This window comes from Streptomyces gelaticus (assembly GCF_014649535.1).
In the GTDB taxonomy this organism is placed as follows: domain Bacteria; phylum Actinomycetota; class Actinomycetes; order Streptomycetales; family Streptomycetaceae; genus Streptomyces; species Streptomyces gelaticus.
On sequence record NZ_BMTF01000011.1, the window covers coordinates 197529 to 208318 of the forward strand.

Sequence of the window (10790 nt, forward strand, 5' to 3'; positions counted from 1 at the left end):
CGTGCAGGGCGTCCTGCATGCGCTCCACCAGGGAGGACTCCTCGGCGAGGTTGGTGATCACGGCCGAGGTGTGCGGCAGACCGTCCAGACCCAGGAACGTGGCGCCGCCCTTGAAGTCGACCAGGACGAAGTTCAGCTTCTCCGAGGAGTGGGTGAGCGCCAGCGCCAGCACCAGGGTCCGCAGCAGCTCGGACTTGCCGGAACCCGTCGCGCCGATCAGCACGCCGTGCGGGCCCATCCCGCCCTGTGCCGCCTCCTTGATGTCCAGTTCCACCGGGGTGCCGTCACCGGCGAGCCCCAGCGGAACCCGGAGCCTGGCCCGCTCGCTGCGGTCGTCGCGCACGGCATCCAGGTCGACGGTGTGCAGGTCGGGGAGACCGAGCAGGGTCGTCAGCTGCACGTCCGACGTGAGCGCCTCACCATTGTCCGTGGTGATGCCCATCCGATAGGGCGACAGCAGTGTGGCCAGTGCCCTGGCCCGCCGGGGACCCAGTACATCGGGCCTGCCGAGCGCGGACGTGGTCTCCTTCCCCGACCGGTCGGTGCTGACCAGTTCGAGCCGCTGCCCGGCGATCCGCAGCCGCAGCGTGTGGCGGGACGGGCGCCAGGGCAGGGAACCGGAAACGTCCAGCGTCACCACGTTGCGATAGCCGTCGGTGGCCAGCCGGGAGTCGGCGGGCGTCCGGGCGCTGTCCAGGATCACGACGCAGTAGGGCTCCTCGGCGCTCGGGACGGCGTCCGTCTCGAAGGCGGGCCGGCCGGTCAGTTCCTCACCGAGCAGCGATTCGAGACCCAGGACGGAATCGGTGACCAGTCGCACCGGTCCCCCGCCGTCGACGTCCGTCGGATGCTGGGCGTGCGGCAGCCACTTCACCCACTCCCAGGCCCCCCGGCGGTCACGGTCCGCCAGCACCACGATCCGCAGGTCCTGCGGCGCGTGGAACACACTCAGCTGCGCCAGCAGAGCCCGCACCATCGGGTGCGCTGCCTCCTCGTCGGACTGGAGCAGGACGCGCGCGTAGGTACGCAGATAGACCGCGACCGGCTGGTCGGGCACGGTCCCGTACGCCTTGATGAAGCGCCGCAGGGCGTGCGCGGACAGCGGCTCCAGATCCTCCACCGGCTTGGTGCTCAGTGGGGTCAGTTTCGTCGCCAACTGCTGCTCGCCCACCGCGATCCGCACCTCGGCGAAGTCCGCGTGCGTCGCCCGCCGCTCCCACAGCCTGGCCGTGGGCACCAGGCTCCACAGGGACGCCGGGTCCGGGTGCGACCACGCCTGCGACTCCCGCTGCTGGTTGATCACCTTGCGTACACGCCTGCGGCTGATCGACAGGTACCGCATGTAGTCGCGTCGCTCACCGAGCAGGACCCGCTTGCGGTCCCCGGAGGCCCGGACGATCTGCGAGACCAGCATGCCGACGGCCGACAGCGCCATCAGGCCGATGGCGACGTACATCATGGGGCCGCCGCCACTGCCGGGACGCAGGAAGATGAGCACCATGCCGAGCGAGCTGAGCGCCATCGGCATATACGTGATCATGTTGCCCATCGCGCTCTGCGTCTCCGGCACCGTGGGCGGCTCCTGGAGGCTCAGTTCGCCATGGGGCATCTCGGGGCCAAGACGCCGGGGAGGCCTCTTGAAGAGGACCACGCTCAAAGGGAATCGCCTTCCTGAGGGGTGCCGGCGGTTGCCGTGACGTGTCTTCGGGGTGACGGGACGTCAAACGCCTTCGGTACGGCCGCCATTGCGGGAACGCAGGTCGAGGGGTGGGTGTGGGCGGGGCCGACGATCTCGACAGCACCCCACAACCTACAGACTGCACGCACAAGTTAATGTGATCAATCCGACCGCGTCGACCACCGTCCTGGAAGGCGATGAAACGCGCTTGACCGACATATCCGCGGCACCACTGTGCCGCCTCACGGTGCTGACGCCCGACCGCTCCGTCGAACTTGCCGTACCGTCCGACATCGTGCTCGCCGATCTGCTGCCGACCATCGTCGACCACGGGGGCACCGACCTCTACGAACGGGGTGCGCAGGCAGGCGGCTGGGTGCTCCAGCGCCTCGGCCAGGAACCTCTCGACGACGAGAGCACTCTCGGCGACCTCGGCCTGCACGACGGCGAAACGGTCCATCTGCGTCTGCGGGGGGACGCCCTCCCAGAGATCCACTACGACGACCTCGTCGACGGGCTCTCCAGCCGGCTTCGTGAACGCCCCGACTCCTGGCGGCCGGTGTGGTCGCACCACCTCATGACCGCGCTCGCCCTGTGTGCCCTGGCCACCGGCCTGCTGCTCCTGCTGCTGCCCGGCGCCACGGGGCTCAGGACGGTCTGCGCGGCGGCGACAGCGATCCTCCTGCTGGCCGGTTCGGCGGCGGCCTCACGGGCGGTCGGCGACATCGGCGCGGGCGCCGCGCTCGGCGCGACGGCCATCCCCTACCTCGCCCTGGCCGGAGCCCTGGTGCCCCAGGGAGCCGTGTCCGACGCGGAACCGGGCGCCCGACTCCTCGCGGGCTGCTCCGCGGCGGCCGGCGCCGCCGTGCTCGCGCTGGCCGCCGTGGGCGCGTGCGCCCCGCTGTTCCTGGCCGCCGCCCTGGCCGCGGTCCTCGGGGCGGTCGGCGGAGCCGTGATGCTCTGCGGCGTCCCGGCCACCGGCACGGCCGCCCCGCTGATCCTGGCGGTCGTTCTGCTGGGACACTTCCTGCCGGCCCTGGCGTTCCGCCTGTCCGGTCTGAAGGTTCCGCTGCTGCCCACCAACGCGGGCCAGCTCCAGGAGGGCATCGAGCCCACCCCGGACGAGCGGATCGCCGCCCGCGGCGCCGTCGCCGACAGCTACCTCACGGGCCTCTACGGTGCCACCGGGCTGGTGGCAGCGGGCTGCCTCACGGTGCTGGCGTTCGAGAGGTCCTGGGCACCGCTCACCCTGGCCGCGGTCCTGTGCGCGCTGATGTTCACGCACGCACGGGCGATCGGCGGAGCCTGGCAGCGGCTCGCCGTCGTCCTTCCGGCCGCCTACGGTTCCCTGCTGCTGACGGTGCAGTTGGTCCTGCGGACCGACGACGGGGTCCGGCCGCTGCTGCTCGCCGCCCTGCTGGCCGTCGCGGCCGTGCTCGCCATCACGGGCTGGACGCTCCCCGGTCGGCGTCTGGTGCCCTACTGGGGGCGCGCGGTCGACCTGCTCCATCTGCTCTTCGCCGTCGTCCTCGTCCCGCTGTCCCTGCTCGTCGCCGGTCTCTACCAGTACCTGCGGGGCCTCAACAGCTGAGCCCGCTGTCCGGCGGCCGAAAGCCCCGGTATCCCGGGTCCTCGCGTGCCGGGCCGATGCCCGGTCGGAAAGGCAAGGAATGCAGTCCAGGCGGGACCAGGTCCACGCGCACATGTTCGTCATGAGCCGACTGTCACTGGGAATGCTCCGGGACGATCCGGACGCCCCCGAGTCCGCACACCGGCGGACCACGAAGGGTTTCGTCATCGGCCTCGTGGTCGCGACCCTGGCCGCACTCATCGTGACGGTGTACGGGCTGGTGGTGCCCGGCGGCTCGAACGCGTGGAAGGCCACCGGAACGCTGGTGCTCGACGAACGTTCGGGCGCCCGCTACCTCACGCTCGACGGAGTCCTCCACCCGGTCCTCAACGAGACCTCGGCCAGACTGCTGGCCGGTGACCGGATGAAGGTGGTGAGCGTCAAGCCCGCCTCCATCGAGGACGCCCCGCGCGGCGCGACCCTGGGCATCGTCGGCGCGCCGGATCCGCTGCCGCAGGCGGGCGCGCTCAGCCGCGAAGCCTGGTCGGTGTGCGCCACCCGGCCCGACGCCGCCTCGGAGCCGCTCCTCACCCTGGCCGTCGGCCTGACCGCCAAGGGCAGGCCCGTCACCTCGGACGGGGCCACCCTGGTCCGTACCGTCCCGGGCGGCACCACGTACCTCCTCTGGCACGGTACCCGGATGCGCCTGAACACCGCGAACTACGCCGTCCAGGCACTGGGTTACAACCCGGACGGGGCGCATCCGGTCCCCGACGCGTTCCTCAACGCCCTGCCGGCGGGCCCGGATCTGGCGGTGCCGGAAGTGACCGGACGCGGCAAGGCGGGCCCGTCGCTGGCGGGCCGCCCGACACGAATCGGCCAGCTCTTCGAGGGCTCCGGCGGCCACTACCTGCTGACGGAGCGTGGGCTGGCCGAGGTCACCGCACTGGAGGAGGCACTACTGAAGGGCGATCCGCGTACCCAGCGGACCGCGTACGCCGGAGGAGCCGTCGCCCTGCAGAAGATCGGCCCGGACGACCTGGCGCGCCACCAGGACCCGAAGGCGACGCGGCTGGTGGGAGCCGGGGGCGGTACGGTCCCGACCCGCCTGCCCAGGCCCAGCCCGGTCGGCGCGGGTGAGGGCGTCTGTGCCGTCGTCGGCACCGCGGACGGCAGGCCGACAGTCTCGGTCGTCCTGCCCCGCGCGGAGTCGGTGGGGGGCCGGGCGGTGTCCAACCAGCCCGGAATCACCGCGGGTTCCGGGACCGCGGACATGTTCGCGGTACGCCCGGAGGGCGGTGCCCTCGTCACGGCACTCTCCTCGGCCGGCACCGGTACGGCGTACTACCTGGTCACCGGGTCCGGTGCCAAGTACCCGGTGCCCGGGGGAGAGAAGGGGCTCCGGCGGCTCGGGTACGGAGTCGATCAGTCCGTGCCCATCCCGTCAGGAGTCCTCGGGATGCTCGCTTCGGGGCCCGCGCTGGACGACACGGCCCTGCTGACGCAGGGACTCGTGGAAGCGTCGCGGGCAAAGCCCTGACAGCCAAGTTCCCTCCGGCTCACGGTAATTGAGGTTTCTTTGAGGATAGGAGGGCCGGAGGGCACGCGCTTTCTGCGGCGTTTCCGCAGCTCACGCACGTGCCGAAGATGAACACTCAGATTATCGGGGCGCGTTCGTGCCGAGATCCCGTACCGCGTATTAGCCTGATGATCCGTCGACTACCGGAGGGCGTGATTCCCGGTGGTCGGCCTGCCGTGCGCCCGTGGTGCCGCCCGTGTTCCCGCAGTGTCCAGGAGGACCCCCATGCCTGATGTCTCCGGCTTCAACGTCAACTCGGCCGACGGCCTGTCCAACGATGAAACAGCGATGCTCGAGACGCTGAAGACGCTGGACCAGCATCTTCGCGACATGGACGAGGCGGGCCGCAAGGTCAGGGCCATCCAGAGCCAGGTGCGGGGCGCCTACCAGGCGGTTTCCTCGGAGACCCACGCGGCGGGCATCGACGAGTGGCTCAGGTCGCACAGCCGGGTCATGGAACGCACCCAGTTCTTCCGGGAGGGCACCGCCATGGCCAACCGGCTCCTCACGGACGCCGAGCACGAGGCGAACACCTACGCCTCCCTGATCAGCGGCACGATCAACCCCGGGTGACCTTCCCCGCTCTCTCCCCAGCACATCTCTCCCCCGTTCTCTCCCCCGCTCTCTTAACTGCCTCACGAGGAGTTCCTTCATGTCCGTCAAGATCAGCCACCAAGGGGTCCTGGACGCCATCAAGAACATGGACAGCGCGCAGCAGGAGATGAAGGAAGCACTCGCCTGGATGGAGAAGAACTTCGGCGCGCTGCGCGACACCCTGAATGGTCAGACCCGGACCGCCTGGGAGGAGTTCGAGGGAGAGCTGGGCCGGATCAAGCTGCAGCTCGACGAACAGTACGGGGTCGCCCGGACGACTCTCCAGCGGATGCACAGCCGTCAGATCGACGGGGACCTCGACGGTGGCCGCGGCCTGAGCAACCTCCAGGGCAGCTGACCCGACCGACCGAATCGACTTATGAGGTGTGAGCATGGCTGGTGACGAGAAGCCGGGCGACATGTTCCAGTCGACCGACGGCGTCTACCTCAGGTACGCGAACCAGGAAATCCCCACGTTCCGTCGTGACCTCACGGTCAAGCCGGACTACGTGAGCCTGGGTTCGAAGATCCCCCTCGCTCTCGGAAATCCCGAGAAGTGCCCGCAGGCGAAGGCGCTCGAGGGCCAGATGGAGGCGTACCGCGCCAGTATGCGTACCCGGTACGAAACGGCGATCACGCTCATGAACAACTTCTCGGCCAGTCTGCGGGACGTGGAGACCAAGCACAGGGACGCCGAGGACGACTCCACCGTCATGGGTGGCGCACTCGCCGACGAGTTCTCCGAGATCCTGACCCCGAAGGGAAAGTGAATCCATGGCTGAGGTGCCGCCCGGGATGCCGGCCAGGTGGGAGGACATCCTCGCCATGTTTCACAACGGCACCACCAAGCTCCCTGACCGGAACCTGGTGGCGGGCGAGGGTTCCAAGAGGTGGATCACCAAAGAGGTGAACGGCGCCTGGTTCGACGGCACTCCGAAGCTCAAGGCGGCGGAGTGGGGGCTTGACGGGTACCACGCGTTCGCCTTTCCGACCCGGGAGAAGGAGCAATGGCTCATGTTCGGGTTCGGCTACAACTGGACCGACTTCGGCAACGAATCGGGGGCGCTGATGGAGTTCACCTCGGCCCCCGATCCGATTCTTGGTTCGGTGGCGTCCGGGACGAACAAGGACGCCAATCCCCTGGCATCGAAAAAAGCGTCCGAGATCCTCAACAACATGGATGTCTGGACGGGCGGGTGGGCGGCCAAGTTCAACGAATGGGCCGAGAAGGTGGGCGATGGCTCGGAGGAACTGCAAGGAGAGTCCGCCGCCCTCTTCGAAGCCGTTCTTCAGGCGGTGAAGCGTTCACTCCAGGAGACCCAGTCCTTTTACATGGGTGGCGCGATCAAGGACGATCTCCAAGCGGTGAGCGATCAGTTGACGACCACCATCGGGGTGCTGAGGAAGAACTTCTTCGACTGGTTCGACAAGCGGGAAACCGTGGGCACGGGCATCGAGCACCGAGAACCCGGTGCCATCTCCATGGCCTACACCCATCTGTATGCAGAGTTCCTGAAGACCATGGCCACCCAGAACCCGAAGTCGGACCACAATCCGAATGTCAGCGGGCCTGACTGGGGCGGCATAGAGTACCGCGCGAAGTTGAGTTGGCTCGAGTGCGTCAAGACCGAGCTCGACGACAAGTCCTCCCAGACGATGCTCGACCTGGCGACGGCCTACGACAAGGCAAGTGGGAAGCTCTCCGACGCGAACTCCGTCGTGAAGCCGACGTTCACCATCTCGCTGACGCCCGAGGAGCAGGAGAACTTCTACAGCGACACGGGTGCGGGCGGTGACGGTGGCACCGGCGGCGCCGACGACATCCTCAACAAGTTCAAGGAGATGTTCGGCAACGGCGCCGGCGGTGACGGAGCGGGCGGGGACGGCGGGGACGGCGCGGGCGGGGACGGGGGCGGCATCGGCGGCAAGGGCGGCGGCGATCTCGGCCTCGGCGGACCGCCTCCGGTCACCGGGCCGAGCGGCAGCACCTCCGGCAACAGTCTCCCGAACACCAACAACCTCGGCCTCGGCCCGAAGCCGGTCACGGGACCCAGTGGCAGCACCTCGGGGGGCACGGGAAACCCCCCGGGCGGCGGCGGGTTCCTGACGGTTCCGGCCGGGTCGCGCATCGACCCCAAGACCGGCGCCGTCACCGACTCCAAGGGCAAACCGGTCCTCGGCTCGAACGGCAAGCCCCTGATCGTGCCGCCCGGCTCCACGATCGGCCCCGGGGGTAAGATCATTTCGCCCGCGGCCGGTGGCCCGAAGCCGCCGACGCTTCCGGGCGGCTCCACCTCCGGCGACCTGACGCGGGGCTTCGGGGTCGACGCCGAGGGCAACATCACCGTCCCCAAGGGCACCAAGGTGGATGCTCAGGGAAACCTGATCGGTGCCGACGGCAAGCCGCTGACCAATGGGTACGGCGGGAAGCTCACCGTCCCGCCCGGCTCCCGGATCAACGCCGACGGAACCATCAGCGACCCGCAGGGCAAGCACATCACCGAGAACAGCAACAACCTGAGGACCCGCAACCCCAAGACGCTCGACGAGCTGCTGAACGGTCAGCGCCGTCCGTCCACGTCGAGCGGTGATCTCTTCGGCGGCTCGAAGGGAGCCGCCGAGAATCTGCGCAGGATGGTCGACAGCAACGGCAACCCGGTCCGTGAGCCGACCGCCGTGGTGTCCGGGCTCAGCAACCGCGCCCGTGCCGCCATGGGGCTGCCCGCGATCCCGGCTCCCCCGCCGACGCAGGGCAATGTGTCCACCCAGTCGCTCGGCGCCCTCGGGCGGGGCGGAGCTGGGGGCGGGACGGGGACCGGCATGCCCTTCATGCCGCCCATGGGCATGGGCGGCGGCGGTGCCCCGGGTGGCGGAGGCAACGGCGGTGACCGGCAGCGCAACGTATGGCTCTCGGAGGACGAAGAGGTGTGGGGCACCGAGCCCGACGCCGGAACGGGTGTGATCGGACGATGAGTTCCGCAGGTGCAGAAGCAGCCGGGATACCCACCGGGGGCGAGGCATCCGCCATGCCGCCGGTACCTGACGACATCCGTACGGCTGCGCGCACCGCCCCCGGGCACTGGTTCGGCACGGTGGACCCCGCGTGGCGCGGAGAAGGCGAACCGCCGTTGTGGGCGGTGATCGGGCAGTGGCGTTCCGACGCCGTCGGCGAGATCGTCGAATGGCAGCGGAACGACGACTACCGGCCCTCTCCCGGCATGCTCGGCTGGCCCGAACCGACCGACGACGTGGATGCCGCCATGCAGCTCGCGGCAACCGGCTACGGCCCCGTCGAAGGCGTCGCCATGGCCGTGGTCACGGCCGAACTGGCCGTGCTGACCGCTCCGGGCGGTGCCGCGGTCAGCGCCTGTACCCCGGACGGCGACCCGGTGGTGCCGGTGTTCACCGCGCCCGCCCATCTGGAGCGGGCGGGCGCGCTCGCCCATCGGGTGCTGCCCGTCTCCGAGGTGTTCGCACTCGTACCCGAAGGCCAGGACCTGTACCTCAACCCGACGGGCCCCGTCGCTCTGCGGCTGTCCGCGGACGACCTGTCCCGCGCGGTCGACGTGCTGGAAGCGGCGAAGGAAGGCAAGGAGGAGCAGTACTGATGGTGTCGTTCCAGGAACAGGTCGCGGAGGCCATGGCCGGCCTCGCGGAACAGACGAAGAAGATCCAGCAGGTCCAGGAGGAACTGGCCAGGGCATCCGCCTCGGCGACCTCCAAGGACCGGATGGTGACCGCCTCGGTCAACGCCCACGGCGAGATCCTCTCCTTCAAGTTCCACACCGAGGGCTATCGCACGATGCCGGGGGCGCAGCTCGCCGAGGTGCTGAAGACCACCGTCAACGCCGCACGTACCGAGATGAACTCCAAGGTCAGTGGCTCTGTACGGCCGTTGATGGGCAGTCAGGAGGAGCTCGCGAGCGGCCTCTTCGGTGGTGGTGAGCTGGACGATCTGCTCGCTCCGCTGCGCGCGATGCAGCCCGAGGGGCTGACGGAGACGGTGCTGGGCGGCGGGCGCAAGCCGTCCGCGAACCGGGGCGAGGAGGACGAGTTCTATGGCTGAGGGAACCCTGAGCGTTCCGTCGGATCTGCCGCAACGGTTCACCCAGTTCGGCACCATCGCGAGGATCGTCGGTGAACTGGGCGTCCTCAACGACAACATCAACCTGGCGAACAGGACGGCGGGCGGCCGGGACGATGTGTACGCGAAGGAGTACCACAAGTTCGTCGACTCGGCCGGCAAGGGGCTCACCTACGGCCTCGAAGGCCTCTCCGATCTGCTCGAAATGGTCGGCATCAGCGGCAACAACGCCTCGGTCATCCTGAACGACGCCGAGACCGACGCCAACCACATGGCCGCCGGCTGAGCCGGCCGAACTCCGAAGACGGCACCACACGATGGCGATTGAGGTTTCCGGGGGATGGGCGACCCTCCTCAAGACTCTGACCGGCATGCCCTTCCCGCAGGCGAATGAGGACACCCTGCGGGTGGTCAGTGACGAATATCGCCAGATGGCCGAGAAGTTCCGTGAGGTGGAGGAGCTTCTCCGGCAGGTCGTCGCCCGCGTCGACGAGGACTTCGAGGGCGAGACCGCGACGCGGTTCGTGACGTACGCCCGGCAGTTCGTCGAGAGGACGAACGGCAACGAGAGCATCCTCGAACGGGCCTACGAGGACGCCATCAAGCTGTCGAAGAACGCCCACAAGACCGCGGCCGACATCGAGTACACCAAGTGGATGATCTTCGGCCAACTGGCCCTGCTCGTCGTGCAGATAGCCCTGGCCCAGGCGCTGATGCCGGTGACCGCGGGGCTGTCCGAGATCTGGGCGGCCGCCGCGATCGCCGCGTTCCGCTCCATGGCCGTGCTGATCCTCAAGTTCCTGCTGGCCCAGATCATCATGCAGACCATCACCGGCCTCGTCGGCGGCCTGCTGCTCGACTCCATCCTCCAGCTCACCCAGATCGGCCGCGGCGACCGGACGGAGTGGAACAAGGACTTCACCGCGGACGCCGCGAAGTTCGCCGCCATCGGCGGTGCGCTCGGCGGGCCGTTCGCGCTGCTGGGCGGCGGGCTCGGCAAGCTGCTCGGCAACCTGACCGGCAAGGGGCTGGGCAAGATCCTCGGCAATGACGCGGGGAACGTGCTGGGCAAAGGGCTGGCCGGGGGCGGCAAGGGAGCGGGTGGTGCCGCAGGCGGTGCGGGCAAGGCCGCGGGCGGTCTCGGCAAGGGCGCGGGCGGTGCGGGGGCCGGTGCCGCGGGCAAGGGCGCGGGCGGCGCCGGGGCCGGTGCCGCGGGCAAGGGCGCCGGTGGCGCCGGGGCCGGAGCCGCGGGCAAGGGCGCCGGTGGCGCCGGGGCCGGAGCCGC

The 10790-nt window shown here is 69.5% G+C and carries 11 protein-coding genes; 10 read left to right on the forward strand and 1 reads right to left on the reverse strand.

Annotated features, from left to right (window positions below; genetic code table 11):
* Positions 1 to 1609, reverse strand: a 1609-nt coding sequence (gene eccCa / locus IE107_RS34995; RefSeq protein ID WP_229867059.1) for a type VII secretion protein EccCa, incomplete at its 3' end; no start/stop codon positions are given.
* Between the two features lie 277 nt (positions 1610 to 1886).
* On the opposite strand from eccCa, the gene eccD reads away from it, so the two are divergent.
* The 10 genes from eccD to IE107_RS35780 form a co-directional block, all read left to right on the forward strand.
* Positions 1887 to 3269, forward strand: a complete 1383-nt coding sequence (gene eccD, locus IE107_RS18310; protein ID WP_189544864.1) for a type VII secretion integral membrane protein EccD — start codon at positions 1887 to 1889, stop codon at positions 3267 to 3269.
* A gap of 79 nt (positions 3270 to 3348) precedes the next feature.
* Positions 3349 to 4788, forward strand: a complete 1440-nt coding sequence (gene eccB, locus IE107_RS18315; protein WP_268246605.1) for a type VII secretion protein EccB — start codon at positions 3349 to 3351, stop codon at positions 4786 to 4788.
* 264 nt (positions 4789 to 5052) lie between these two features.
* A complete protein-coding gene (locus IE107_RS18320; RefSeq protein ID WP_189544866.1) occupies positions 5053 to 5400 on the forward strand; it encodes a hypothetical protein in 348 nt (115 codons plus the stop codon).
* A 79-nt stretch (positions 5401 to 5479) separates the two neighbouring features.
* Positions 5480 to 5779: a hypothetical protein gene (locus tag IE107_RS18325; RefSeq protein WP_189544867.1), complete on the forward strand. Its 300-nt coding sequence runs from the start codon at positions 5480 to 5482 to the stop codon at positions 5777 to 5779.
* Positions 5780 to 5813: 34 nt separating this feature from the next.
* Positions 5814 to 6191, forward strand: coding sequence for a hypothetical protein (locus IE107_RS18330; RefSeq protein ID WP_189544868.1), 378 nt, complete (start codon positions 5814 to 5816; stop codon positions 6189 to 6191).
* A gap of 4 nt (positions 6192 to 6195) precedes the next feature.
* On the forward strand, positions 6196 to 8394 hold the full coding sequence (locus IE107_RS18335; RefSeq protein WP_189544869.1) for a hypothetical protein: 2199 nt from the start codon (positions 6196 to 6198) through the stop codon (positions 8392 to 8394).
* Positions 8395 to 8447: 53 nt separating this feature from the next.
* Positions 8448 to 9029: a type VII secretion system-associated protein gene (locus IE107_RS18340; protein ID WP_229867060.1), complete on the forward strand. Its 582-nt coding sequence runs from the start codon at positions 8448 to 8450 to the stop codon at positions 9027 to 9029.
* Positions 9029 to 9487 carry a YbaB/EbfC family nucleoid-associated protein gene (locus IE107_RS18345; protein ID WP_189544871.1) on the forward strand — a complete coding sequence of 153 codons (459 nt, stop codon included), beginning with the start codon at positions 9029 to 9031 and terminating at the stop codon, positions 9485 to 9487. The genes IE107_RS18340 and IE107_RS18345 overlap by 1 nt, the downstream gene beginning before the upstream one ends.
* A complete protein-coding gene (locus IE107_RS18350; RefSeq protein ID WP_189544872.1) occupies positions 9480 to 9791 on the forward strand; it encodes a hypothetical protein in 312 nt (103 codons plus the stop codon). The genes IE107_RS18345 and IE107_RS18350 overlap by 8 nt, the downstream gene beginning before the upstream one ends.
* Positions 9792 to 9876: 85 nt before the next feature.
* The coding region (locus tag IE107_RS35780; protein WP_189544873.1) for a WXG100-like domain-containing protein at positions 9877 to 10790 on the forward strand (914 nt) is incomplete at its 3' end.